General features: G+C 72.9%; 21 protein-coding genes and 1 tRNA gene. 14 read left to right on the top strand and 8 right to left on the bottom strand.

Annotated features, from left to right (window positions below):
* Positions 1-15 precede the first annotated feature (15 nt).
* From C4T42_RS20330 to C4T42_RS20315, 4 genes are read left to right on the top strand one after another with little or no spacing between them, the layout of a single operon-like run.
* On the top strand, positions 16-1,017 hold the full coding sequence (locus tag C4T42_RS20330) for a hypothetical protein (protein ID WP_100253421.1): 1,002 nt from the start codon (positions 16-18) through the stop codon (positions 1,015-1,017).
* 33 nt (positions 1,018-1,050) lie between these two features.
* On the top strand, positions 1,051-1,776 hold the full coding sequence (locus C4T42_RS20325) for a hypothetical protein (RefSeq protein ID WP_091926906.1): 726 nt from the start codon (positions 1,051-1,053) through the stop codon (positions 1,774-1,776).
* Positions 1,777-1,826: 50 nt separating this feature from the next.
* Positions 1,827-2,144 (top strand): hypothetical protein, encoded by a 318-nt coding sequence (locus C4T42_RS20320; RefSeq protein ID WP_103985763.1) that lies wholly within the window; start codon positions 1,827-1,829, stop codon positions 2,142-2,144.
* Positions 2,141-3,556 (top strand): hypothetical protein, encoded by a 1,416-nt coding sequence (locus C4T42_RS20315; protein WP_103985762.1) that lies wholly within the window; start codon positions 2,141-2,143, stop codon positions 3,554-3,556. The genes C4T42_RS20320 and C4T42_RS20315 overlap by 4 nt, the downstream gene beginning before the upstream one ends.
* Here the strand turns inward: C4T42_RS20315 and C4T42_RS20310 are convergent.
* A complete protein-coding gene (locus C4T42_RS20310; protein WP_091680694.1) occupies positions 3,540-3,788 on the bottom strand; it encodes a hypothetical protein in 249 nt (82 codons plus the stop codon). The genes C4T42_RS20315 and C4T42_RS20310 overlap by 17 nt on opposite strands.
* Before the next feature lie 304 nt (positions 3,789-4,092).
* On the opposite strand from C4T42_RS20310, the gene C4T42_RS20305 reads away from it, so the two are divergent.
* The 5 genes from C4T42_RS20305 (at position 4,093) to C4T42_RS20285 (ending at position 9,114) form a co-directional block, all read left to right on the top strand.
* Positions 4,093-4,509: a hypothetical protein gene (locus C4T42_RS20305; RefSeq protein ID WP_103985761.1), complete on the top strand. Its 417-nt coding sequence runs from the start codon at positions 4,093-4,095 to the stop codon at positions 4,507-4,509.
* Positions 4,510-4,849: 340 nt separating this feature from the next.
* Positions 4,850-5,074 carry an Rmf/CrpP family protein gene (locus tag C4T42_RS20300; RefSeq protein WP_020094563.1) on the top strand — a complete coding sequence of 75 codons (225 nt, stop codon included), beginning with the start codon at positions 4,850-4,852 and terminating at the stop codon, positions 5,072-5,074.
* A gap of 164 nt (positions 5,075-5,238) precedes the next feature.
* Positions 5,239-7,317 carry an ATP-binding protein gene (locus tag C4T42_RS20295; protein ID WP_103985760.1) on the top strand — a complete coding sequence of 693 codons (2,079 nt, stop codon included), beginning with the start codon at positions 5,239-5,241 and terminating at the stop codon, positions 7,315-7,317.
* 10 nt (positions 7,318-7,327) lie between these two features.
* Complete coding sequence (locus tag C4T42_RS20290; protein WP_091680698.1) at positions 7,328-7,996, top strand: response regulator transcription factor; 669 nt, start codon at positions 7,328-7,330, stop codon at positions 7,994-7,996.
* 125 nt (positions 7,997-8,121) lie between these two features.
* Entirely contained in the window at positions 8,122-9,114 is a 993-nt protein-coding gene (locus C4T42_RS20285) for a DUF808 domain-containing protein (RefSeq protein ID WP_091680699.1), read from the top strand.
* Here the strand turns inward: C4T42_RS20285 and C4T42_RS20280 are convergent.
* Both C4T42_RS20280 and C4T42_RS20275 read right to left on the bottom strand, forming a co-directional pair.
* Positions 9,088-12,327 (bottom strand): multidrug efflux RND transporter permease subunit, encoded by a 3,240-nt coding sequence (locus C4T42_RS20280; RefSeq protein WP_103985759.1) that lies wholly within the window; start codon positions 12,325-12,327, stop codon positions 9,088-9,090. The two genes, C4T42_RS20285 and C4T42_RS20280, sit on opposite strands and share 27 nt — an antisense overlap.
* A gap of 108 nt (positions 12,328-12,435) precedes the next feature.
* Positions 12,436-13,680: an efflux RND transporter periplasmic adaptor subunit gene (locus tag C4T42_RS20275; RefSeq protein ID WP_103985774.1), complete on the bottom strand. Its 1,245-nt coding sequence runs from the start codon at positions 13,678-13,680 to the stop codon at positions 12,436-12,438.
* Positions 13,681-13,783: 103 nt separating this feature from the next.
* On the opposite strand from C4T42_RS20275, the gene C4T42_RS20270 reads away from it, so the two are divergent.
* Positions 13,784-14,383, top strand: a complete 600-nt coding sequence (locus tag C4T42_RS20270) for a TetR/AcrR family transcriptional regulator (RefSeq protein WP_042670669.1) — start codon at positions 13,784-13,786, stop codon at positions 14,381-14,383.
* 143 nt (positions 14,384-14,526) lie between these two features.
* Here the strand turns inward: C4T42_RS20270 and C4T42_RS20265 are convergent.
* The 3 genes from C4T42_RS20265 to C4T42_RS20255 all read right to left on the bottom strand — a co-directional run bounded on the left by C4T42_RS20265 (position 14,527) and on the right by C4T42_RS20255 (position 15,882).
* A tRNA-Gly gene (locus C4T42_RS20265) sits at positions 14,527-14,601 on the bottom strand.
* Between the two features lie 107 nt (positions 14,602-14,708).
* Complete coding sequence (locus C4T42_RS20260) at positions 14,709-15,173, bottom strand: NUDIX domain-containing protein (RefSeq protein ID WP_091680703.1); 465 nt, start codon at positions 15,171-15,173, stop codon at positions 14,709-14,711.
* A gap of 13 nt (positions 15,174-15,186) precedes the next feature.
* Positions 15,187-15,882: a fumarylacetoacetate hydrolase family protein gene (locus C4T42_RS20255; protein WP_091680704.1), complete on the bottom strand. Its 696-nt coding sequence runs from the start codon at positions 15,880-15,882 to the stop codon at positions 15,187-15,189.
* 137 nt (positions 15,883-16,019) lie between these two features.
* On the opposite strand from C4T42_RS20255, the gene C4T42_RS20250 reads away from it, so the two are divergent.
* From C4T42_RS20250 to C4T42_RS20240, 3 genes are all read left to right on the top strand, one after another.
* Positions 16,020-17,465 carry an FAD-binding oxidoreductase gene (locus C4T42_RS20250; RefSeq protein WP_020094572.1) on the top strand — a complete coding sequence of 482 codons (1,446 nt, stop codon included), beginning with the start codon at positions 16,020-16,022 and terminating at the stop codon, positions 17,463-17,465.
* A 258-nt stretch (positions 17,466-17,723) separates the two neighbouring features.
* Complete coding sequence (locus C4T42_RS20245) at positions 17,724-18,017, top strand: DUF2218 domain-containing protein (protein WP_012320003.1); 294 nt, start codon at positions 17,724-17,726, stop codon at positions 18,015-18,017.
* 149 nt (positions 18,018-18,166) lie between these two features.
* On the top strand, positions 18,167-19,759 hold the full coding sequence (locus C4T42_RS20240; RefSeq protein ID WP_103985758.1) for an ABC transporter substrate-binding protein: 1,593 nt from the start codon (positions 18,167-18,169) through the stop codon (positions 19,757-19,759).
* A 16-nt stretch (positions 19,760-19,775) separates the two neighbouring features.
* On the opposite strand, the gene putA is transcribed toward C4T42_RS20240, so the two are convergent.
* Together putA and C4T42_RS20230 are read right to left on the bottom strand one after the other, a co-directional pair.
* Complete coding sequence (gene putA / locus C4T42_RS20235) at positions 19,776-23,462, bottom strand: trifunctional transcriptional regulator/proline dehydrogenase/L-glutamate gamma-semialdehyde dehydrogenase (protein WP_103985757.1); 3,687 nt, start codon at positions 23,460-23,462, stop codon at positions 19,776-19,778.
* 102 nt (positions 23,463-23,564) lie between these two features.
* Positions 23,565-24,377, bottom strand: coding sequence for a hypothetical protein (locus C4T42_RS20230; RefSeq protein WP_103985756.1), 813 nt, complete (start codon positions 24,375-24,377; stop codon positions 23,565-23,567).
* Positions 24,378-24,518: 141 nt separating this feature from the next.
* Between C4T42_RS20230 and C4T42_RS20225 the strand changes: the two genes are divergently transcribed.
* On the top strand, positions 24,519-25,565 hold the full coding sequence (locus C4T42_RS20225) for a saccharopine dehydrogenase NADP-binding domain-containing protein (RefSeq protein WP_091926893.1): 1,047 nt from the start codon (positions 24,519-24,521) through the stop codon (positions 25,563-25,565).
* Positions 25,566-25,611: the final 46 nt, after the last annotated feature.

Genomic DNA, 25,611 nt, shown 5'->3' with positions numbered 1-25,611 from the left:
CCCTGAAGGTTGACCATGTCGGTTCGCGAGCGCCTGCGCGGCGCCCTCTCCCATCTTGTCCCGCAACGCCCGGCGCGGCGCGTCATCCTGGCCGGACTGGTCTTAGCGCCCCTGGCGATCGCGGCCCGCGAGGCCCGGGCCGACCCGCTCTTTCCGGGCGCCGGCGCCCTCGGCCTGACGCCGCCGGCCGGGATGAGCGTGAGCCGGCGCTTCGCCGGTTTCGAGCATCCGGCCGGCGCGTCGATCATCCTGGTGGAGATGCCGCCGGAGGCCTGGGACCAGATCAATGGTCGGTTCACCCCCGAGGCGCTGGCCGCCACGGGCTTCCGGGTGAAGGGCGGGGCCGAGCCCCTGCCGGTCGCGGGCGGTGAGGGCTTCGTCCTTCGCGGCACCCAGCCGGCCAACGGCCTCACTTACGCGAAATGGGTCGCCGTCGTGCGCGGCGCCCCCGGGACCGGGCTCGTCACCGTGCAGGTCCCGGAGAAGGCGGCCCGGCAGGTGCCCGCCGCTTCCGTCGAGGCGGCCCTCCGCACGATCGCGTTCCGGGCGAAGGCGAGCCTAACCGATCAGGTCGCGGCGCTGCCCTACACGGTCGGCGACATGGCGGGCTACCGGCCGACCGCGGTCTTCGCGGGCAACAGCCTCCTCCTCACCGAGGGACCCAAGGACGTCGATCCCGAGCGCGAGCAGCCGGTGATCGTCGTCGCGCCCTCGCTCGGTCAGGCGCCGGTCCCGGCGGGCGCGGAGGTCGCGGTCGCCCGCCGGCTGTTCGCGGCGCAGAAGGACTTCGCCGACGTGAACGTCACGGACGAGGCGCGGTCCAGTCGCGGCGAGGCGGTCGTCGTGCGGCTGCGCGGCACCGGGACCGACACCAAGAGCGGCCGTGCCCTCGGCGTGACGCAGACGATGGTCTTCGACGGCCAGCGCTACCTGCGGGTGCTGGGCTTCGCCGATGCCGGTCGCCCCGACGCCCTGGACAGGGCCGACCGTGTCGCCGCCTCGGTGGCGATGCGCTGACCGACCTCTGCACCCACAACGAGAGCCTTCCCGATGCGCCCGCCGCTTCTCGCCCCGCTGCTCCTGGTCTCCGCCCTCGCCCTGCTCGCTGGCCCGGCGCGCGCGGAGGAGAACGAATGCCGGCGGTCCCCCTCGCTCGCGTCCGGCGCGCCCCCAACCTTCGGGCGCATCAGCGCGCCGGGGCGCACGGCCTTCGTCAAGGACGGGCTCGCCCGCGCTGGCTGCCCGGACCCGAGCGCCGCCTGCCGCGAGCGCGCCTACCTGGTGAGCGCCGATCCCGTCATCCTCGGCGAGCGACGCGGCGCCTATGTCTGCGCCCATTATCGGGGCGCGGGCGACGATATGGGCCGGACCGGCTGGCTCCCGGGCGAGGCCGTCGCCGTCGAGCCGCCCGGTGCCGTCGCGCCTGCGGACTGGCTCGGCACCTGGACCCGTGCGGAGGCGCGCATCCGCATCACCCAGGCCGACAAGCCGGGGCTGCTGACCTTCGGGGGCGACGCCACCTGGGGCGCCGGGGATCCGGAGCGGGCGCGCCGCGGCGGCGTCCATATCGGCGAATTCGCCGGCACGGTCGCCCCGCAGGGCGCCGCGGCGAGCTTCGCCGTCGGCGAGAACGGGGCGCTGCCGGTCGAGGCCGGTGACGCGTCCGACTGCAAGGTCTGGCTGCGGCGGGTCGGCCCCTGGCTGGTCGTCGACGACAACCTCGCCTGCGGAGGCGTCAACGTCACCTTCCGCGGCCTCTACCGCCGCCAGCCATGAGCGGCGCGGCGCGACGCGGCCGCCCCGGCTCCGCTTAGGGGTTGTGACCGATGGCCATCCCCACGATTGCGCGGCCGAGCCCGTCCCGGCGACGCCTGCGCGTGATCCTCATCCTGCTGCTCATCACGTGGCTGCCGGTCGTACCCTTCGCGCTCGGCCTCGCGCTGACGAACTTGACCGGCTGCACCGTCAACGAGGCGGGGACGCACCCCTGCCCGGTGGCCGGACACGATATCGGCGGCCTGCTCTACACGCTGACGATGACGGGCTGGCTGCTGATCCCGTTCCTGCCGTTCATGGCCCTGACACTGCTGCTCACCGTCGTGCAGGGCCTGCTGGTGATCCTTCGAGCGTGGTTGCGGCGATGATGCGGTTCACCTTCCGGCGCGCGGCCGCGCTGCTCGGCCTCGGCGTGACAGCCGTCCCGCTGTGGAGCCTGGCGATCCCGGTGACGGCGACCCCGGCACGGGCGCAGGCGACCGAGGTGGAGGGACCGGCCCTCCCCTACGCCTCGACGCCCGACCTGCGGGCCGCCACGGTCGCGCGGGCGGTGCGCGACCAGCGCGCCACGAACCCGATCGCCGCGGCCGAGACGGCGCGAGAGCTGGCCCGGCACGATTACGACAGCGTCTTCCGAGGCTTCCTCGACGGGACGCCGCTGCGGCCGGACGATGCGGGCGACGTGCTCACCGCCTTCATCGCCCTGCAATGGATGGTCGCCAACGACGCGACGGTCGAGCCGAGCGCGGCGGCCCTGCGGGCGATCCGGACCCGGTTCGTGGCGCCGATGGCGGAACGGCCGCCCCTGTCCCAGCCGGCCACGCGGGCGGCCTTCGCCGAGCAGGTCAAGCTGCGCGCCGTTCTCCACCATGCCAGTTGGCAGGCGGCCAAGCGGCTCGGCGTGCTGCCGCGTTTCCTGGCGGGCCTGTCCAACGAGTTCATCCCGGTCGCCACGCTGCGGAATCTGGCGCTGACCGAGGACGGGCTGGTGCCGAAGGGCCGGGCCGGACGCGCGGCCCCGAAGCCGCCGCCGGTCGCGGAGAGCCCGCCCGTGCCGGACGCGCAGCCGGCTCCCTCCCCGGCTCCGACCGCCCCGGACGCGGCCGGTCCCCCGCGCCACGCCGCCAATTGGGATCAGGTCGAGGGCGTGTACTTCCGTTCGACCACCGGGTTCGGCGTCGGCGGTCTCATGACGATCGATTTCGAGCCGCTGATCTTCCTGCGCGACGGAACCTACTACGAGATCGCCGGCACCGCGCTCGAAGACGTGGACCTCGCCGCCGAGCGGGCCGCACGACCCAAGCGATTCGGGCGGTGGAGCGCCAAGGGCGCCGGCTTCGTCCTGACGGACGCGCGCGGCCGCGCGAACGACTACGCCCTCGGCGACGGCAGCTTCTTCCGGGCCTTCCCGGCCGCCGCCAATGAGCGGGTGGCGCGGGCCTACCGGCGGCTGTCGGGCGGTGGCAACTCAGCCCTGGGCGGCGACGTCGCGATCGCCGTCGAGAGCCGCTACGACTTCCACGCGGACGGAAGTTACGGTCGCGGCGGCTCGGTCGGCGCGACGAATTCGGGGGCGAGCACCGGCGTCGGCACGGCGATCGCCCGTCGGCGCGCGCCGGAGGGCGGGCGCTACGCCCTCAATCGCCACACGCTCACGCTGACCGCGGCGGATGGCCGGACCCGGCGCCTGTTCTTCGCCTACGGCTCGCAGAAGGATCCCCCCGAGATCGACCGCGAGATGATCTTCGTGGGCGACGACGTCTTCAGCCCGGCGGACTGATCGGGATGCCGAGGGCGGCCCCTCGATCGGCGCGGATCTCAGGACGCGGGGCATCGGCGGATTCCGGGCCGAGCAGACCGCCGCCGAACCGCGCCCAGTCCTCCAGCGAGCGTCCGGGGGCGGCCTGCGGGCCCTGCTTGACCGGTCGCGGCGTCCGCGGCGCGCCGAGGCGCCCGTAGCGCCGGTACCAGGATCGCGCCCTCTGCACCGGCCGTCCCAACGCCTTCCGCATGCCGTCCCCCTGTGCAGCGCGCGCGAATGTCCACGGCCAAGCTAATCCAGACCCGTCGCCCGGGCATGTCGGGCCGACCCTGACACGATTGCCGATCTCTCCGACTGCGGATCGGCGCCGGGCAACACAGATGAGCCTGCGGGACAGCGACCGGCGGTCTCCCGCCGTCCGCGAGTCCCGGGGAATGCGCGGTGGCCCGCGATGGCGGCCGGCATCGCTGTCCCGACAGACCGCGCCGCGCGGTCGGATCCGGCATCGGGTCCGATCCGTGCGGACGTCCTTCACCGTCTCTGGAGCTCAGCCCATGAAACGTCTCGCGATCGCCCTCACGGCGCTGTCGAGCCTCGTCCTGTTCGCCCCGTCGAGCGAGGCGCGACCCCACGGCCGCGGCTTCCATCATGGGCCCCACCATCTGGGTCACGGCGTCTGGAGGGGGCGGCGCCACGGCCTCCACCGGTACCGCCATCACCGTCTGCACTGGCACTACCGGCGGCACCGGGGCTACCGCGGATATCGCGGCGTCCACTTCCGCCCCGCCGGCTACGGCTTCCGGCCCCACGCGTATCGCTCGGGTGGCTGGGGCGGCTATCGCGGGGTCGGCTTCGCGACCGGCGCAGGCCTGGGCCTCGCGGCCGCTGCACGGCCCGGTCTCTACGGCGCGGCCTACGGGCGGCCCTACGGGTACGGCTACGCGCCGGTCGGCTACGGCTGCGCCTACTAGGCGGCGCATCCGGACCGGGAGGCCGGGCCGTCACGGCCTCCCGGTCGACTTTCCACGCCACGCCCACGTCGGCGGGGCGCTCGTGATCCTCGCGTCTGACGACGCGAGGATCTCGTGTCTCTCCGCGCATCATTCGGACGGATCGGGGCGATCTCCGAAAGATCCGGTGCCGCTTTCGTGCAATGGTCAATCGATCATCGCACGCACGGCCTGTCGGGATATTCCCGACAGGCGTCGGTGTGAGCGGTATCCCGGCTCGAAACAGCTTGCTTGGCCGTTCGAACTCGGCGCTTCTGACCCGGCGGGACAGGCTCCCGAGCGGCCGGAGAGATCAGCGCCCATGCTCATGGACATCGTCAAACAGGGCGCCCGCGCGCGCGCCGTCGGTCGGCCCCGCGACGCCTGCCCCTATCCCGGCGAGTCGCGCGAGCGCCGGGCCTGGTACGAGGGCTACGACGGCTCCTCATGGGCGGTCGCGACGCGGATGCCGCACCCCGCCCGGATGCTGCCCGGATCGGCCCTTTCCGACGCCGGTGCCGCGTCCGACCCCGCCTCCCCGGCCTGACGGCGGCCCGACTTTCCCGTAGGAGAGCTGTGAGCTTACGGGCCGATGCGGGGATACGGGAGGCGGGCGACGGTGCGCGCGGGACGGCGAGACAGAGGCGTCGGGCCGTCCGAGCGATGGGCGCCGGGTCCGGACCGGCGCGAAGCGTGTCCGCGCACGGCCGCATGAATGCTCGCGCCCGCGACACCGCGATCCGGAGGCCCGAGCTCCAGCTGAGCCGCGGCAGCCGCCGCACCTTCGTCGCCCTCGCCCTCGCGGCCGCGATCCCGGTCCTGCTGCTCAGCGGCTGGGTCGCGACGCTGATGGCGCAGCAGCAGCGCGACCTTGCCCGCAGCGCCGCCGTCGCCAGCGCGACCCGGGTGGCCGAGCGCGTCGCCTCGGACATCGCCGCCCAGATCGCGGTCCTCGAGGCCGAGGCCGCCTCCGCGACCCTCGACCGGCCGGACCTCGCGGCCTTCTACGCCGAGGCCGTGCGCCTCAGGCAGGCGCACCCGCTCTGGGAGACGGTGGAACTCGCGCGACCGGACGGCGCCCAGATCGTGAATCTTCTCCGGTCCCTTGAGGAAGAACTCGGACCGACCTCGGACCGGACGAGCTTCGACGCGGTGGTGCGCACGCGGCAGCCGGTGATCGGCGGCATCGGCCCGGCCGGCTCGATCTCGGGCAAGCGCCTCGTCGCGCTGCGCGTGCCGGTCATCCGGGACGGCACGCTGCGCTACGTCCTCTCGATCCGGCTCGCCACGAACGCGGTGAGCTCGATCCTGCGCGACGCCGGCGCCCCCGAGGGCTGGGTCGGCACCATCGTGGACGCGGAGGGCAACACGATCGCCCGGACCCGGGCCGAGGTGGAGGAGCTCGGCCACCCGGCGAACCCGGCGCTCCAGGCGGCCATCCGGAACGCCCCGAACGGCTTCTACACCGGACCGACGCTTGAAGGCGCCGATGTCGAGGTGGTCTACCGGACCCTGCAGCATACCGGCGGCTGGTCGGTGCATTTCGGGATGCCGGTCGCGACGCTCAACGCGCCGGTCTCGCGGTCCTACGCCGTCCTGGGTGGCGGCAGCTTCGTCAGCATCGGACTCGCCCTGGCGCTGGTCGGTCTTGTCGGCCGCGACATGGCGCAGCGCCGGGCGGGCGAGCAGGCCCGGTTCTCCCTCGCGCTCCGCTCCAGCGAGGAACAGGGCGCCGTCGCCGCCGAGGCCGCGGAACTCGGCACGCTGCGCTGGGACACCGTCGCGCACCGGGTCACCGGCTCGCCCCGCGCGGCCGATCTCCTCGGTTGGACGGCCGCCGCCGAGGGGCGCGACAGCGCCGTGGACGCCGACACGGTCCTGCAGGCGGTCAATCCCGAGGATCGCGGGCGCCTGAGCGAGGCCCTGCGCCGGAGCCTCGCGGAGGGCACGCCGCTCGACGTCGAGTTCCGCGTGATTCAGGAGGGTCGGGAGCCGCGCTGGGTCCGGGTCGCCGGCCGCGTGCCGCAGCTCCACGAGCATACCCCGGCCGGGCTGATCTACGGCGTGGTGTCGGACATCGAGCCGCGCAAGCGCGCGGAGGCCGAGCGCTTCGCGCTGCTGCGCCGCCTCGGCGAGGCCCAGGAGAACGAGCAGCGCCGGATCGCCCGCGAACTCCACGACCAGGTTGGCCAGACGGTGACCGGTCTGTCGCTGGGCCTCAAGAGCATGGAGCGGCTCCTGGCACGCGGGGCCACGGCGGAGGCCGGCCGGCAGGTGGAGTGGCTGCAATCGCTCGCCGGGGAGATCGGCCGCGACATCCACCGGGCCGCCGTCGACCTCCGGCCGACCGCCCTCGACGATCTCGGGCTGCGCGAGGCCCTGGCCACCCTGCTGCGCGACTGGAGCCAGCGGCACGGGATCCGCGCCGACCTGGAATTCCTGAGCGAGGCGACCCGGCTGCCGGCCGCGATCGAGACGGCCGTCTACCGGATCGTGCAGGAGGCCCTGACCAACGTTCTCAAGCACGCCCGGGCCGCGAGCGTCAGCGTCTCGGTGGAGAAGCGCGCGGGCGAGATGCGGGTCGTCATCGAGGACGACGGCACCGGCTTCAAAGCCGACGAGCAGCGTGAGCGCGCCGGCGGCGAGGCGCCGGCCAAGCTGCGGCTCGGCCTGTCGGGCATCCGCGAGCGGCTGTCGCTCCTGAGCGGTTCTCTCACGCTGGAATCGTCCCCGGGCATCGGTACGACGCTGTTCGTCACCATCCCGATTCCGGAACATCCCGAGACCTGAGGAGAAGCGCATGACGGACCGCATCCGCGTCGCCCTGGCCGACGACCATCCCATCGTCCTCGCGGGGATCCGGACGCTCCTGAACGCCGACCCGGAGATCGAGCTGGTCGGCGAGGCCACCAGCGGCAGCGAGGCGCTGCCGATGATCCACGCCGCCGACCCGGACGTCGCCGTCGTCGACGTCTCGATGCCGGGCCTCAACGGCCTGGAGCTGACCGAGCGCGTCGCCGGGTCGTGCCCGCGGACGCGGGTGCTGGTGCTGACGGTTCACGAGGACGCGGCCTACGTTCAGCCGCTGCTCAAGGCGGGCGCCCGGGGCTACCTCCTCAAGCGCTCGGCCGCGGAGGACCTGCTCCGCGCGGTCCGCGCCGTCGCGGCGGGCGGGATCTACCTCGACCCCTCGGTGGCGAGCCACGCCATGGCGCATCCCGGGGCCCCGGCGCAGGGCGCGGAGACCGAGCCGTCGGCCGAAGCGCTGAGCCCGCGCGAGACCGACGTGCTCCGGCTGATCGCGCAGGGCTTCAGCAACAAGGAGATCGCGCGGCGCTTCGATCTCAGCGTGAAGTCCATCGAGACCTACAAGGCGCGGGCCGCTGAGAAGCTGGGCCTGCGCACGCGCGCGGAGATCATCCGCTACGCCGCCGCGCACGGATGGCTCGACGCCCTGGCGCTGCGCTAGGCGCGAGCGAGCGGAAGCAGCCAGTCCCGGGCGACGGCCGGGTCCGCCGATTTTTCGCCGGTCAGGGATCAAATCCTGCCGCGGATCGTCTGTCTGGCGGACCGGTCAGGGACGAGGGGGGACGGGTGAGCGTCGGATTGATCGCCCTGTTGGACGATGTCGCCTTCATGGTGAGGGCCGCGGCGGCCTCGCTCGACGACGTGGCCGGCCAGGCGGCGCGCGCCGGCACCAAGGCCGCCGGCGTCGTCATCGACGACGCGGCCGTGACGCCGCGCTACGTCGTCGGCTTCGCCGCGGAGCGCGAATTGCCGATCGTCGGCAGGATCGCCCTCGGATCGCTGCGCAACAAGATCCTTTTCCTGCTGCCGGGTGCCCTGGCGCTGAGCGCCTTCGCCCCCTGGGCGATCACGCCGCTCCTCATGCTGGGCGGCGCGTACCTGTGCTTCGAGGGCGCCGAGAAGGTCTACGAAGCCGTGTTCGCCCATCACGGCCACGGCGACGAGGCGGACCAAGAGGGTGGCGCCGGCGGCGATCAGGCCCGGGAAGACCGGCGCGTAGCGAGCGCCATCAAGACGGACTTCATCCTGTCGGCCGAGATCATGGCCATCACGCTGGCGGCGCTGCCGGAGGGCAGCTTCTGGATGCGGGCGGCGGTGCTGGCCATCGTCGCGGTCGGCATCACCGCGGGCGTCTACGGCGTGGTCGCGCTGATCGTGAAGGCCGACGATGCCGGTCTGGCCCTCGCCCGCAGCACCGCTGGCCCACCGCTCGGAAGCCTGATCCGCGGGCTCGGCCGCGGCGTCGTGAAGGGCATGCCGATCCTGCTCAAGATCCTGGCCGTCATCGGGACGGCGGCGATGATCTGGGTCGGCGGCGGGATCCTGATGCACGGTCTCGAGACCTACGGGTTCTCGGCACCGGCGCACGCCGCCCACGCGATGGCGGAGGCCGCGGCGGCGCGCGTGCCGTTCGCCGCGGGCCTCGTCGAGTGGCTCGTTACCGCATTCGTGTCGGGCCTCATCGGGCTGGTCGTCGGCGGGGCGCTGATCCCGCTGACGAACGTCGTGCTGGCGCCGGCGTGGCGCGCCCTGTCAGGCCTGTGGCAGCGGCGCGGCTGACGGGATCCCGTGATCGGCCGGGGCGGAGCCCGGCACAGCTGCTGGCGCCGGGACCGGCGCTGCGGCGCCGTGATGCTTCAGGGGCCTGTTGCCGCTCAGGCGACGCAGCAGCACGTAGAAGACCGGGGTCAGGAACAGGCCGAAGGCGGTCACGCCGATCATGCCCGAGAACACCGCGACGCCCATCGCGCGGCGCATCTCCGATCCGGCGCCGGTCGCTGTCACCAGCGGCAGCACGCCCATGATGAACGCCATCGACGTCATCAGGATCGGCCGCAGCCGGAGGCGGCTCGCCTCGATCGCCGCCTGGAGCGGGGTCCGACCGGCGAATTCGAGCTCACGGGCGAATTCGACGATCAGGATGGCGTTCTTGGCCGAGAGCCCGACGAGCACGATCAGGCCGATCTGCGTGAAGACGTTGTTGTCGCCGGCCGACAGCCAGACGCCGAACATCGCGGCGAGCAGCCCCATCGGCACGATCAGGAGGATCGCCAGCGGCAGGGCGAGGCTCTCGTACTGCGCGGCGAGCACGAGGAAGACCAGGAGCAGCGCGAGGGGAAAGACCCAGATCCCGGAATTGCCCGCGATGAACTCCTGGTACGTCAGGTCCGTCCACTCGAAGGCGAAGCCCCGCGGCAGCGTCTCCGCCGCGATCCGCGTGGCCGCCGCCTGGGCCTGCCCCGACGAGTAGCCGGGCGCCGCGCCGGCGTTGATGTCGGCCGACAGGAAGCCGTTGTAGCGCATGGCCCGCTCCGGTCCGGCGGTCTGGCGGACGCGCAGCAGAGCGGAGAGTGGGACCATCTCGCCGGAACCGGCCCGGACCTTCAGCAGACCGACATCGTCCGATCGCGCCCGGAACGGGGCGTCGGCCTGGACGCGCACCGAGTAGGTGCGGCCGAACTTGTTGAAGTCGTTGACGTAGAGCGAGCCGAGATAGATCTGCAGCGTGTCGAAGACGTCCGTCACCGGGATGTTGAGCTGACGGGCCTTCGTCCGGTCGATGTCCGCGAAGAGCTGCGGCACGTTCATCTGGAAGCTCGAGAACAGCCCGACGAGTTCCGGCGCCTGGGCGGCCTTCGCCATGAACGCCTTCGTGGCGTCGTTCAGCGCCTCGTAGCCGAGGCCGGCGCGATCCTCGATCTGCAGCTTGAAGCCGCCGATCGTCCCCAGTCCGTTCACCGGCGGCGGCGGGAACATCGCGATGAAGGCCTCTGGGATCGCGGCGTACTTCCTGTTCAGCGACTGCGCGATCGCCGCCCCGTTGAGGGACGGTTCCCTCCGCTCGTCGAACGGCTTGAGCGTCGAGAACACGATCCCCGAGTTGGAGCTGTTGGTGAAGCCGTTGATCGAGAGGCCCGGGAAGGCGACGGCGCTCTCGACGCCGGGCTCCCTGAGGGCGATCTCGCTCATGCGGCGGATGACCTCTTCCGTCCGGTCGAGGGTCGCGCCGTCGGGCAGCTGCGCGAAGCCCACGAGGTACTGCTTGTCCTGGCCCGGCACGAAGCCGCCCGGGATCTGGCGGAACAGGCCGACGGTCAGCCCGACGAGCAGGACGTAGAGGGTCATCATCGCGGCCTTGCGCGACACCGCGAAGCCGACGCCGCGGCCGTAGCCGTTCGAGGCCCGCCCGAAGGCGCGGTTGAAGCGTCGGAAGAACCAGCCGAGCAGCCGGTCGAGGATGCGGGTGAGACGATCCTTCGGCGCGTGGTGATCCTTCAGCAGCAGCGCCGAGAGGGCCGGCGAGAGGGTCAGCGAGTTGATCGCCGAGATCACCGTCGAGATCGCGATGGTGAGGGCGAACTGCTTGTAGAACTGGCCCGTCAGGCCGCTGATGAAGGCCAGGGGCACGAAGACCGCGACCAGCACCAGGGCGATGGCGATGATCGGGCCCGAGACCTCGCGCATGGCCTGGTAGCTGGCGTCCCGCGGGGACAGGCCGCTCTCGATGTTGCGCTCGACGTTCTCGACGACGACGATCGCGTCGTCGACGACGATGCCGATGGCCAGCACGAGGCCGAACAGGCTCAGCGCGTTGATCGAGAATCCGAAGACGTGCATCACCGCGAAGGTGCCGACGATGGAGACCGGCACGGCGAGCAGCGGGATGATCGAGGCCCGCCACGTCTGCAGGAACAGGATCACCACGAGCACGACGAGGGCGATCGCCTCCAGCAGCGTGTGGATCACGGCCTCGATGGAGGCGCGCACGAACTGCGTCGGGTCGTAGACGATCTGGTAGTCGACGCCCTCCGGCATGGTCCGCTTGATCTCCGCCATGGTGCGGCGCACCTCGTCGGAGATCTGGATCGCGTTCGAGCCCGGCGACTGCGAGATCGGGATCGCCACCGCCGACTTGTTGTCGAGGAGCGAGCGCAGGGCGTAGTCGGAAGCGCCGAGCTCGATGCGCGCGACGTCGCGCAGGCGCGTGATCGCCCCGTCGGCGCCGGTCTTGACCACGATGTCGCCGAACTGCTCCTCGCTGCTCAGGCGCCCCTCGGCGTTGAGCGAGAGCTGCAGGTCGAGGCCCGGAACGGCCGGCGACGCGCCGATCACGCCGGCCGCGGCCTCGACGTTCTGGGCCTGGATCTCCCGCACGACGTCGCCCGCGGACAGGCCGTGCTCGGCCACCTTCTGCGGGTCGAGCCAGATCCGCATCGCGTAGTCGCCGGAGCCGAAGAGCTGGACCTGGCCGACGCCGTCGAGCCGCGCCAAGCGGTCCTTGATGTTCAGCACCGCGTAGTTGCGCAGGTAGGTCATGTCGTAGCGCCCGTTGGGCGAGACGAGATGCACGACCATCGTCAGGTCGGGGGAGCTCTTCACCGTGACGATGCCGAGCTGGCGCACCACCGCCGGCAGCCGCGGCTCGGCCTGCGAGACCCGATTCTGGACGAGCTGCTGCGCCTTGTCGGGGTCGGTGCCCAGCCGGAAGGTGACGGTCAGCGTCATGATGCCGTCCGTCGTGGCCTGGCTCGACATGTAGAGCATGCCCTCGACGCCGTTGATCTGCTCCTCGATCGGCGTCGCCACGGTCTCGACGATGACCTTGGGGTTGGCGCCCGGGAAGGTCGCGCGGACGACGACGGAGGGGGGCACCACGTCCGGGTACTCGGAGATCGGCATCGCGAAGAGCGAGAGCAGGCCGCCGATGAAGATGAGCATCGAGAGCACACCCGCGAAGATCGGGCGGTCGATGAAGAATTTGGAGAGATTCATGCCGCCCTCCGAGGGCGTGAGGCAGGGGCGTCCGGGCGGCCGCGTGCGGCCGCCGTCTCGAAGGCGTCGGGGATCTGGATCGGGCGGACGGGCGCGGCGCGCCGGCCGTCAGCGCTGCGCCAGCTTGCGCGGCCCGGAGGCGGCGTCCTGCGGGCGCGCGCCCATCGCGACCGGTTCGGGGCGCAGGAGGGTCCCGGGACGGACGCGCTGCAGGCCGTTGACCACGATGCGCTCGCCGCCCGACAGGCCGGAAGTCACGACGCGCAGACCGTCGACCGCCCGGCCGAGGGTGACGGCGCGGAACTCGGCCCGGTTGTCCGACCCCACGAGGAGCACGAACTTCTTGTCCTGATCGGTGCCGACGGCCCGCTCGTCGACGAGGACGAGGCGTTCCGGCGCGGCCTGACCGAGGCGCATCCGGGCGAACTGGCCCGGGATCAGGCGGCCGTCGCCGTTGGAGACGGTCGCGCGCACCCGGACCGTGCCGCTGCGCGCGTCGACCTTGTTGTCGATGAACTGGAGATGCCCGGCCGCGCGGGCGCCGTCGGCGGTCGCCATCTCCACGGGGATGCGGTCGAGCTTGCCGCGCCGGCCGCCCGACTCGGCGACCGAGGCCAGCGCCTTCAGGACCACGCCCTCGTCGGCATCGAAGCTGGCGTAGACCGGATCGACCGAGACGAGCGTGGTCAGCACGGCGGCCCCGGCGCCCGTGGCCACGAGGTTGCCCGGCGTGATCTCGCGGCGGCCGACGCGGCCGCCGACGGCCGCCCGGACCTGCGTGTAGCCGAGGTTCAGGCGCGCCGCCTCCAGGGCCGCCTTCGCCGCGTCGAGGCTCGCCTTGGCCTCCTTGAACGCGTTGGCGCGGACGTCGAGGTCGCGCGCCGTGACGATGTGCTGGTCCGACAGCTTCTGCCCGCGCTCGAGGTCGCTCGCCGTCATGCCGACCCGCGCCTCGGCGCCCGCGACCTGGGCTTCCAGCCGCTGGACCTCGGCCGCGTAGGGCGCGGGATCGATGGTCACCAGCAGGTCGCCGGCCTTGACCACCTCACCTTCCGCGAAATGCGTGGCCAGGATCGCGCCGCCCACCCGGGCACGGACGTCTATGCGCTCGACGGCCTCCAGACGACCCGAGAACTCGTCCCAGAGGATGACGTCGCGCGGCTCGACGGTCGCGACTGAGGCCGGCATCGCCACCTCGGTCGGCGGCGTCGCGGCGACGGCCACGGTTCCCCGGACCAGGGCGCCGGGTATGAAGGTGTAGGAGACGCCTGCGAGAAGGGCGACCGCGAGGCTTCCGGCCGCGAGGCGCCGGGCACGGAGAGGATTGCGCGAGGGATGACGCTGAGGTTCCACGAGCGACTCCAACATCTGTATAGGTCGCTACACATGTCGGCATGGACGCGGGGCGTCAAGTGACTTATCTACCACTCGATATAAAAGTTGGAGTCCGCAGGCAATGGTGATGGGGCGCCCCCGGTCCTTCGACACGGACAAGGCCCTCGACGAGGCGATGGAGGTGTTCTGGCGCCACGGCTACGACGGCGCGAGCCTCGCGATGCTCACGAAGGCGATGGGCATCAAGCCGCCGAGTCTCTACGCGGCCTTCGGCAGCAAGGAGGGGCTGCTCAAGGCCGCCCTCGACCGGTACGCGCAGCGGCGCTCCGAGCACATGCGCTTCGTCCTGGCGGGCGAGACCGCGCGCGACGTGGCCGAGCGCTTCCTGAGCAGCATCGCCGAGAGCCACACGGATCCGGCGAACCCGCCCGGCTGCCTCCTCGTTCAGGGCGGTCTCGCCTGCGGCGCGGGCTCGGAGAACATCCCGTTCGAGCTGGCGTCCCGGCGGGCGCAGGGCGAGATGGAACTCCGCGAGCGCTTCATTCAGGCCCAACAGGACGGTGACCTGCCGGCGGATTCCGACCCGGTCGCGCTGGCGCGATTCCTGTCCACCGTCGCCTCCGGCATGGGCGTGCTGGCCTCCTCGGGCGCCGACCGGGAGGCGCTGCGGGAGGTCGCCCGGGTCTCACTGCGGGCCTTCGCGAAGGAACAGGACGCCTGAGCCGGGCTGACCGGGCGCGATCCCGCGCCTCGGTCCACCCGGACGCCGTTCGCCTTTCCGCGACCGGCAGTTCGCCGAGGTCCAGAAACGACAAAGGCCGCAGAGCTGCGGCCTTGTAGGTCGATCGTATGGTTGGGAAAAACTGGAGCGGGCGAAGGGATTCGAACCCTCGACCCCAACCTTGGCAAGGTTGTGCTCTACCCCTGAGCTACACCCGCTCACTGTGCCGCGCCGCCCGGACTTTCGTGCCGGCGGCCCCCGGCGCGGCTCTCTAAACACCATTCCGCCGGGCGACGCAAGCGCCCTTTTCGCGAACCGTCACGATTTACCAGTTCGGCTCCGGCGGGAGGCCGTCGCGGATCTCCCGGAGCCGGGCGCGGGTCCCGCGCGTGGTCCCCTCGGGGAGCGCGTCCATCGGGAAGAAGGCGCACTCGGCGACCTCCCGGTCCGGCGCCTTCGGGCGCAGGACCGTGAAGGCCGGCAGGACGAACAGGGCCACGTGGTCGCGGGGCGCGGCGACCACGTTCCGATAGAGGCCGTGCAGGCGCGGCTCTCCCTCGGCGACGATCTCCGCCTCCTCGCGGAACTCCCGCACGATCGCGTCGCGCGCGGTCTCGCCGCGCTCGACGCCGCCGCCGGGGAGGTGCCAGCCACTCACGTAGGTGTGGCGCACCAGGGCGACGCACCCGGCCCCGTCGAGGGCGACGCCGCGCACGCCGAGGGTCATGCCCCGGGACGCGAGCGCCCCGAGGTGGAACAGGCGCCGCAGCAGCGGTCGATCGAGGAGCATGCGACCGCGCGACTCAGACGACGTCGAGGGTGATGGCGCCGAGACCGTCGATCGCCGCGACCATGCGCTGGCCGCGCTGGACCGGGCCGACGCCGGAGGGCGTGCCGGTGAAGATCAGGTCGCCGGGCTGCAGGGCGAAGTAGCCCGACAGGTAGGCGATCTGCTCGGCGACGGACCAGATCATGTCGCCGAGGTCGCCCTTCTGGCGGATCTCGCCGTCGACCGACAGGGTGATGGCGCCCTTGGCCGGGTGGCCGATGGCGGAGACCGGGTGGAGCGCGCCGATCGGCCCCGACCCGTCGGCCGCCTTGGCGGTGTCCCAGGGCCGCGACATCTTCTTGGCCTCGTCCTGGACGTCGCGCCGGGTCATGTCGAGGCCGATGGCGTAGCCGTAGACGTGCTCCAGGGCGGTCTCGGCCGGGATGTCGCTGCCGCCGCTCGCGAGGGCCGCGACCATCTCCACCTCGAAATGGTAGTTGGCGGTCTTCGGCGGGTAGGCGTGGGCCGTCGGCTCCGGCCCGACGATCTGCAGGGCGTCGGCGGGCTTCATGAAGAAGAACGGCGGCTCGCGGTCCGGGTCCGCGCCCATCTCGCGGGCGTGGGCGGCGTAGTTGCGCCCGACGCAGTAGACGCGGCGGACGGGATAGAAGTCGCTGCTGCCGACGATGGGGAGCGCGATGCGGGGCGGGTTCTGGATGACGGAGAGCATCTCTGCCTCTGCGGTGGATCGTCCGGGTGGACCGGCGCGACGACGCCCGGGCCCTACATCATCGTTGTAAGGTCCGCATCGGCGCGCGCCATACCGGCGCTTGCCTCCGGCCTGCTCCGGCCTACAGAATCCGCGCGATGACGCCGACAGCCGCCCTCGACACCCTGCTGACCGCGCTCCGGGACGGGCTCGGCGCGCGGCACGTGCTGACGGATCCCGACGCCCTCGCGCCCTACCTGACGGAGAGCCGCCGCCTGTTCACCGGGTCGGCCCTGGCCGTACTTCGGCCGGGTAGCACCGAGGAGGTCGCCTTCGCGGTCCGCGCCTGCACGCAGGCCGGGATCGCCGTCGTGCCGCTCGGGGGCAATACCGGCCTCACCGGCGCCGGCGTGCCGCAGGGCGGCGTCGTCCTGTCCCTGGAACGCATGAACCGCCTGCGCGCGGTCAACCCGGTGGACGCCACCATCACGGTCGAGGCCGGGATGATCCTGCAGGAGGTGCAGGAGGCGGCCGAGGCCGCCGGCATGCTGTTCCCGCTCTCCTACGCGTCGCGCGGCTCCGCCCGGATCGGCGGCGGCGTCAGCACCAATGCCGGGGGGATCGCGGTCCTCGCCTACGGCAACGCCCGCGACCTCGTCCTCGGGCTGGAGGTCGTGCTCGCCGACGGGCGCGTCTGGAACGGGCTGAGGGCCCTGCGCAAGGACAATGCCGGCTACGACCTGAAGCAGCTCTTCATCGGCTCGGAGGGCACGCTGGGCATCGTCACGGCGGCGGTGCTGAAGCTGTTCCCGCGGCCGCGCTCGACGAGCGTCGCCTTCGTCGGCCTCGACTCGGCGAAGGCGGCTCTGGACCTGTTCGTCTTCCTGCGGACGCGGATGGACCGCGACCTCACGGCGTTCGAGTACCTGCCGCCCTTCGCCCTGGAGATCGTGCTGCGCCACGTCCCGGGGACGGTGCGGCCGCTGGACGGCGCGCACGGCGCCTACGCGCTGATCGAGGTCGCGTCCGCGCGCCCGGACGCCGACACGGGGGCCGAACTGGAATCGGCCCTCGGGCAGGCCCTGGAGGACGGGCTGATCGCCGACGCCACCATCGCGACCAGCGGGGCCCAGAACGCCGCGCTCTGGCGCCTGCGCGAGGGCGTTCCCGAAGCGCAGACCCGCGAGGGCGCCTCGATCAAGCACGACGTGTCGGTGCCGCTCTCCCGCCTGCCCGAGTTCCTGGAGCGAGCGGGGGCGGCCTGCCTCGCCGAGATGCCGGGCCTGAGGCCCTGCGGCTTCGGCCATTTCGGCGACGGCAACATCCATTTCAACCTGTCACAGCCGCCCGGCATGGAGCCCGCGGCGTTCCTGTCCGCCTGGGGCCGGTTCAACCGGATCGTTCACGACCTCGTGCACGCCCTGGGCGGCTCCATCGCGGCCGAGCACGGCGTCGGCCTCATCAAGCGCGAGGAACTCGCGCGCTACGGCGACCCGGTCGGGCTCGACCTCATGCGGCGCCTGAAGGCCGCGCTCGATCCGGACGACCTGCTCAACCCCGGCAAGGTGCTCGTCCCGACCGATCGCGGTGCGCCGCCGGCCTGAGCGAATTTGTGCATCGCGCCATAATTCGGCGCGGAGACGGGTGCAGGACAGCCACGCCGCGCCGCGAACCGCCGGTGCGGCCCGTCGCGTTAAGCCGCTGCTAACGCTTCGGACACACGCTCAACACAGACGGCGGAGACGGATCCGTCGGCGCCAGGCATGGCAATTGCTCTGAGGCCTCCCTATCTCGCACGTGCGAGATCGAACGACGAACCGTCACCGACAGGCTGTTTTCACATCCATCTGGAGACCGACGGAATGCCCACCTCCCAGGCCCGCGTGCAGACCACCGAGGCGAGCCGCTACCTGCAGCAGCTCTGCCGGCACTGGAGCCACAAGTTCAAGGTCGAGGCGACCCCCGTTCACGGCACCGTGCCCTTCGGCGAGGACCGCGTCTGCACCTTCGATGCCGAGCCCGACGCGCTGGTGATGCGCATCGACAGCTCCGACCCGGTCAACCTCACCCGGCTGGAGAACGTCGTGGCCGACCATCTCGCCCGCTTCGCCTTCCGCGAGAGCCTCGGCGACATCCGCTGGTCGCGCGCCGCCTGAGGGCCCGCGCAGCGCGATCACGGGCGACCCGTCCGGCTACCGGCCCGGGCGGGTTCTGAGATCCCGATCTAAGCGCGGCAGTGGCGCACCACTTGCACGCGAACCCGGCTTGCGGCCAGATCGGACGCCGCCGTGACCGGGATCGATTCATGAAGCGACGCACCCTGCTGACCGGCGCCGGAGCCCTGATGGCCGGGGCTCTCGCCCGGCCGGCCCTGGTCCGGGCGGCCTCCGCGACGACCCTGCGGTTCGTCCCCTACGCGGACCTCGCGCTCCTCGACCCGATCATCACCACCAATTACGTCACGCGCACCCACGCGCTGATGGTGTTCGACACGCTCTACAGCCTCGACACCGCCTACCGCGCTCAGCCGCAGATGGTGGCGGCCAACGAGGTCGCGTCCGACGGCCTCACGTGGCGCCTGACCCTGCGGGACGGCCTGCGCTTCCACGACGGGACGCCCGTCCTCGGCCGCGACGTGGTGGCGAGCCTGAAGCGCTGGGCGCAGCGCGATGCCTACGGCGGGGCCCTGTTCGCGACGGTGGACGAACTCTCGGCGCCCTCCGACACGGTGGTGCAGTTCCGCCTGAAGCGGCCCTTCCCGCTCCTGCCCGACGCCCTGGCCAAGCCGACCTCCTACGTCCCGGTGATCATGCCGGAGCGCCTGAGCGCGACGCCCGCGACGCAGGCGGTGCCGGAGATCGTCGGCAGCGGTCCGTTCCGCTTCGCCGCCGACGAGCGTGTTCCGGGCTCGCTCAACGTCTACCGCCGGTTCGAGGCCTATCGACCGCGCCCCGACGGCACGCCGAGCTTCACGGCGGGGCCGCGGATCGCGCATTTCGACCGCGTCGAGTGGCGCACGATCCCCGACGGCGCGACCGCGGCCGGCGCCCTGCGCTCGGGCGAGATCGACTGGTGGGAGCAGCCCCTCGTCGATCTCGTGCCGGACCTGAACCGCCAGCCCGCCGTGCGGGTGGATCTGGTGGAGACCGCCGGGCTGATCGGCCAGATCCGCCTCAACCACACCCTGCCGCCCTTCGACAATCCCGCGATCAGCCATGCGCTGCTCGCGGCCGTCGACCAGACCGAGATGATGGACGCCGTCGCCGGCAGCGACCCGGCGATCCGGCGCGGGCCCGTCGGCATCTTCACGGCCGGCGGGCCGATGGCGTCCTCGGCCGGCATGGAGGCGCTGACCGCCCCCCGCGACCTCGCCGCCGCGAAGCGGGCGCTGGCGGCGGCGGGCTACAAGGGCGAGCGCGTCGTGCTGCTCTCCGGGACCGACGTGCCGCGGATCAACGCGATCTGCGAGGTGATGGCCGATGCCTGCCGCAAGATCGGGATGAACCTCGACGTCGTCGCCACCGACTGGGGGACGGTCAACCAGCGGATCCTGAACGCCAAGCCCCTGGACCAGGGTGGCTGGTCGATGTTCGGCATCTTCTCCGGCGGGCTCGACCACCTCTCGCCGGCCTACCATCTGGCCGCCCGCGGGAACGGCCGGGCCGGCGTGCCGAGCTGGCTGACCGACGCGCCCCTGGAGGAGCTGCGCGGCGCATGGTTCGACGCGCCGGACCTCGACGCCCAGAAGGCGCTGGCGGCGCGGATCCAGGCGCGGGCGCTGGAGGTCGGCGCCTACCTGCCCTGCGGCCAGTATTTCCAGCCGACCGCCTACCGGCGCGACCTCGAAGGCATGCTGACCGGGCTGCCGCTGTTCTGGAACCTGCGCCGGTCGGCCTGACCGGGCGGGCGCTCGCTCACCCGACGCTCATCAGGCTGGCATTGCCGCCGGCCGCCGCGGTGTTGATCGTGGTGGTGACCTCCTCCACCAGGCCGGCCGGATCGTAGAGGTCGCCGGCCGCCAGCGCCTCCGGGCAGCGGGCCTGGATCGGCAGAATCGCGCCGTCGCGGGCCGCGACGGCCCTGTTCAGGGCCCGCAGGTCGTCGGCGTCACCCGCGAACAGGACCCCGGCGATCGCGCCCGCGCGCCCGAGATCCGGCGCCCGGGCAACCCGCGCCGCGCACGCTTCCGGCAGACCGTCCAGGTCCGGATCGCGCCCGTCCGGCCCGATGACGACGGCCGCGTTGCCCGTACCGAGGATCGCGCCGAGCTGGAGCAGGAGCGCCGTCTGGGTCGCGGCGACCGCCGCCAATCGTCCGCGGGGACGCAGCGCGTACAGGTTGCGCTCACCGACGGGACCGGCAAGCGCGATCGCGGCGCGGCCGGGATAGCGGACGGCTTCGAGCCTGTCCGCGAGGTCGTGCCGGTGCCGCGAGCGCAGCCACGCCGTGTAGGGGCGCAACGCCGAATCGTCGGCGGCCAGCCCGTCGCGGGCGGCGGCGGGCGCGCGTCGCAGCAGGCGGCCGAGGGAAAGCGGGCCGCCGGCCTTCGGGCCCGTCCCCGACAGCCCGGAGCCGCCGAAGGGCTGCACGCCGACCACCGCGCCGATGATGTTGCGATTGACGTAGCGGTTGCCGGCCCGCACGCGATCGAGGACGCGGTCGATGGTCTCGTCGATGCGGCTGTGCAGCCCGAAGGTGAGCCCGTAGCCGGTCGCGTCGATCGCCGCGAGGAGCGCGTCGAGGCCGTCGCGGCGGTAGCGCAGCACGTGCAGCACCGGCCCGAACACCTCCTGCTCGACATCGGCGACGGCCCCGATCTCGATCAGGGTCGGCGGCACGAAGGTCCCGGCGCGGGCCTCGGGCGGCAGGGGGAACTGCTCCACGGAGAAGCCCCGCGCGCGCATCCGCGCCACGTGCTCGACGATCCCGTCGGCGGCCTCGGCGGAGATGACCGGCCCGACATCGACGGGCAGGCGCCGCGGGTCGCCCACCCGCAGCTCCCGCAGGGCGCCCTTCAGCATGTGCAGCGTCCGGTCGGCGATCTCCTCCTGCAGGCACAGGATGCGGAGCGCCGAGCAGCGCTGCCCGGCGGAATCGAAGGCCGAGGCGATGACATCGGCCACCACCTGCTCGGCGAGCGCGGAGGAATCGACCACGAGGGCGTTCTGGCCGCCGGTCTCGGCCACGAACGGCACCGGCTCGCCGAAGCGGTTCAGCCGCTCCGCGAGAGCCCGCTGGATGCCCTTGGCCACCGCCGTCGATCCGGTGAACATCACGCCCTGCACGCGCGGATCCTCGACCAGGGCGGCGCCGACACGGCCGTCGCCCGGCAGGAGGTGCAGCGCCTCGACGGGAATCCCGGCCGCGTGCAGCGCGCGGACGGCAGCGGCCGCGATCAGCGGGGTCTCCTCGGCGGGTTTCGCCAGGACCGTGTTGCCCGCCGCCAGGGCGGCCGCGACCTGACCGACGAAGATCGCCAGCGGAAAATTCCACGGCGCGATGCAGGTGACCGGACCGAGCGGCGCGTGCGCGTCCCCGAGGGTCCGCTCGGCCTCGGCGGCGGCGTAGCGGAGGAAGTCGACCGCCTCGCGGATCTCCGCGACGGCGCTCGCGCAGGTCTTGCCCGCCTCCCGCACGACGAGCCCGATCAGCGGCGGCATCTGCGCCTCGAGGGCGTCGGCGGCCCGCCGCAGGCAGGCGGCGCGCGCGGTCGCCGGCGTCGCCGCCCAGCCGGCCGCGCCCGCCTGCGCGCGCGCCACGGCGACCGCCACGGTCTCGGCCGTCGCCGCCCGGTATAAGCCGACGATGTCCCGGCGGTCGGCGGGATTGTGGACGGGTTCGTCGGCCGCCGCGTCGTCCGCGCCCGAGGGTGCCGCCCGCCACGCGGTGCGGCCGCTCGCCGCCAACCCGTCCGACAGCTGGGCGAGGGCCGCCTCGTCGGCGAGGTCGAGCCCGGCCGCGTTGGCGCGGGCCGGGCCGTAGAGCGCCCGGGGGGCCGCGATCCGCGGATGCGGCGCGCCGGGATCCGGCGCGGCCTCGACGGCGACGACGGGGTCGGCGATCAGATCCGCCACCGGCACGGCCTTGTCGGCGACCCGGTTGACGAAGGACGTGTTGGCCCCGTTCTCCAGGAGGCGCCGCACCAGGTAGGCGAGCAGGGTCTCGTGGGTGCCCACGGGCGCGTAGATGCGGCAGGGCCGCTGCAGGATCTCGCCGGCGACGACCGCCTCGTAGAGCGGCTCGCCCATGCCGTGCAGGCACTGGAACTCGTACTGGCCGAGCCGGAAATCCGGGCCGGCCATCTCGACGATGCTCGCGAGGGTCTGGGCGTTGTGGGTGGCGAATTGCGGGAAGACCGCGTCGGGCGCCGCGAGCAGCCGGCGCGCGCAGGCGAGGTACGAGACGTCGGTGTGGACCTTCCGGGTGAAGACCGGGAAATCCGCCAGACCGTCGACCTGCGCCCGCTTGATCTCGCTGTCCCAGTAGGCGCCCTTCACGAGGCGCACCATCAGCCGCCGGCGGCACCGCCGCGCGAGGTCGATCAGCACGTCGATAACGAACGGGCAGCGCTTGCCGTAGGCCTGGACCACGAAGCCGAGCCCGTCCCAGCCGGCGAGATCGGGCTCGGCGGCGAGACGCTCCAGGATGTCGAGCGACAGGTCGAGGCGGTCGGCCTCCTCGGCGTCGATGTTGAGACCGATGCCGTGCCCCTCGGCGAGGCGGGCGAGGTCCCGCACGCGGGGATAGAGTTCGGCCAGGACCCGGTCGCGCTGCGCGCGGGCGTAGCGGGGATGGAGCGCCGACAGCTTGATCGAGATTCCAGGGCCGCGGAGCACGCCGCGCCCGGCAGAGGCCGCGCCGATCGCCGCGATCGCGTCCGCGTAGGCGCGCCGGTAGCGCTCGGCGTCCTCGGCGGTCACGGCGGCCTCGCCGAGCATGTCGTACGAGTAGGTGAAGCCCTTCGCCTCGAGCCGCGCCGCGTGCCGCAGGGCCTCGGCGATGGTTCGCCCCGCCACGAACTGCTCGCCCATCATCCGCATGGCGAGATCGACGCCGGTCCGGATCACGGGCTCGCCGCCGCGGGCGATCAGCCGGGTGAGCGCGGCGGACAGGCCGGCCTCGTCCCGGGTCGCCGCGAGCCTGCCGGTCACGAGCAGGCCCCAGGTCGCCGCGTTGACGAAGGGCGACGGGCTGTGCCCGAGATGGGCGGCCCAGTCGCCGCCGGCGATCTTGTCGCGGATCAGCGCGTCCCGCGTCGCCGCGTCGGGGATGCGCAGCAGCGCCTCGGCGAGGCACATCAGCGCCACGCCCTCCTGGCTGGACAGCGCGTACTCGTGGATCAGCCCCTCGACGCCGCCGCGGGTGCCCTGGCGCCGCAGGGTCTCGACGAGGCGCCGCGCGTCCTCGGCGACGCGCCGCGCCGCCTCGGGCGGCAGACGCGCTTCTTCGAGGAGCGGGACCACGCAGTCCCGCTCGGGCCGCCGGCAGGCCGCGACCACCGCCCACCGCAGGGGCGACAGGTCCGCCAGGCCGGCCGCGAACGCGCCGAAAGGCTCGCTCGCCGCCACGGCCGCCTCGTCGACAACGCCGGATCCGGACATGGGCCGCCCCTCGGACACGGCGCGCTAGCATCGCGCCGTCGCGGACTCACGCTACACCGTCGGGGGCCCGCGTCGAGGCCGACGACGCTGTGGCCGATCGCGTCACTTCGAGGCCTGCGCGTGGGCGGATTCCAGCGCGACGGCCAGGAGCGGCTGGGCACCCTCGCGGCGCAGCGTCGCCACGGGAATCACCACCGGGTCGGCACAGGCCTGGACGACGTGCGCGAGGTCGAATTGCACCGCGAGGCCGCCGGCCTTCGCGTCGAGCCACGCCATCATGGCCGGCGGCTGCTCGTCATAAGTCTCGGCGACGGCCTCGCGGCACTCCTTGTCAGCATCGTCCGCCTTCGGATCGCCCGTCTTCGGGCGATAGCCCGCGAGGTAGAGGGCGTGCAGCCTTTTCGACGCCAGCGTCACCATCTTGGTCCCGCCCGGGCCTTCCGCCAGGGCGAGCTTCCCGGTCAGGGAAGCGGGCAGCAGGGTGGTCCAGTCGACCGGGGCGCCGGTGGTGAGGTCGTAGACGATCGACATCGTGCCGCTGCTCGGGTGCGCGCCGCCGCAGAACCCGCTGTCGAAGATGACGAAGCTCAGGAAGCGCGGGCCGCGCATCGGGGCCTGGACGGTGCGCTCCCAGGAGCTGTTCTTTCCGCCCTGATCCTTGCACGCCTGCTCGGCCTTGAGGGCTCGCGCGTCGAGGCGCTTCAGCGCCGCGTTGATCCGACGCTCGGCCTCGTCGGCCGGTGCGGCGATCTGCGGCATGGCGGCGATGCCGGGGCTCGCGTCGGACGGCGCCTTCAGGACCACCGGCCCGTCACCGGCCCGGGCGGGCGCGGCCAGACCCAGGAGGACAGCGCCAAGGCAGGCGATCCTGCGGCTGGCGCGGCGCGCGCGCGGCGGGAGGTTACGCTCGTACATCGTGCCTCGGCTCCTGTTCGGGCGGGGACGGAGGGTTTCAGATCCCCGCCGCGGGACGATCGGATCGGCGCAGCCCTAGCATCCGGGGCGGCGACGCGGCGCGCGCTTTGACACCGGCGGAAGCGGTGTCAGAACCCCGGGATGACCGCGATCCTGATCTATGGCGCCACCGGCTATACCGGGCAGCTCCTGGCCGCGCACGCCGTCGGGCAGGGATTGCGCCCGATCCTGGCAGGGCGCGATCCCGAGAAGCTGCGGCCGCTGGCGGCCCGGCTGAACCTCGAGATGCGGGCCGCGCGGCTCGACGATGCCGCGGGCCTGCAATCCGCCCTCGCGGGCGTGGCGGCGGTGATCCACGCGGCCGGCCCATTCTCGCGGACGGCGCGGCCGATGGCCGAGGCCTGCCTCGCCGCCGGCGCGCACTACGTCGACATCACCGGCGAGATCGCGGTGCTGGAGGCCCTCGCGGCCAAGGATGCGGCCGCGAAGGCGGCCGGCATCGTCCTCCTGCCGGCGGCGGGCTTCGACGTGGTGCCGAGCGACTGCCTCGCCGCGCACGTGGCCGGCCGCGTTCCCGGCGCGACGCATCTGCGCATCTCCATCGGCGGGTTCGGCGGCTTCAGCCGCGGCACGGCCCGCACCATGGTGGAGGGCATCGCCTGGGGCACGCGGGTGCGCCGGGACGGGCGCATCGTAGAGTTGCCGAGCCCGCCGCGCGCCACCGCGGATTTCGGAACGGGACCGCGCCGGACCGTCGGGCTCGGCTGGGGCGACGTGTCGAGCGCGTGGTACTCGACCGGCGTCCCGAACATAGACGTTTACTTCGAGGCCTTCCCCGCCATGGCGGCGGCGGCCGGCCTGCCCGCCGGCATCCGCCGCATCATCGCGGGCGGCACCGCGCAGCGCCTGATCAATCGCGGCATCGACCGGCTGCCGGAGGGCCCTTCGGCCGCCGCGCGCGAGAAGGCCCGCAGCACCTTCCTGGCGGAGGCCTGGGACGGCGCCGGCCGCCGCGCGGCGAGCCGGATGGAGACGCCCGAGGGCTACACGCTCACCGTCTGGACCGCCTTGGAGGCGGCCCGCCGCGTCGCTGCCGGCACCGTCGCGCCCGGCTTCCACACGCCGGTCACGGCCTTCGGCCCCGACTTCATCCTGAGCTTCCCGCACGTGGTCCGGACCGACCTCTGAGACCAGGCCTGCACGGCGGTCGGAATGGCCGTCTCTGCGTGCGCAG

Source organism: Methylobacterium sp. 190mf (assembly GCF_900107945.1).
GTDB lineage: Bacteria > Pseudomonadota > Alphaproteobacteria > Rhizobiales > Beijerinckiaceae > Methylobacterium.
Note: the sequence above shows the minus strand (reverse complement) of the source record. Positions and strands in the feature narration are given on the sequence as shown.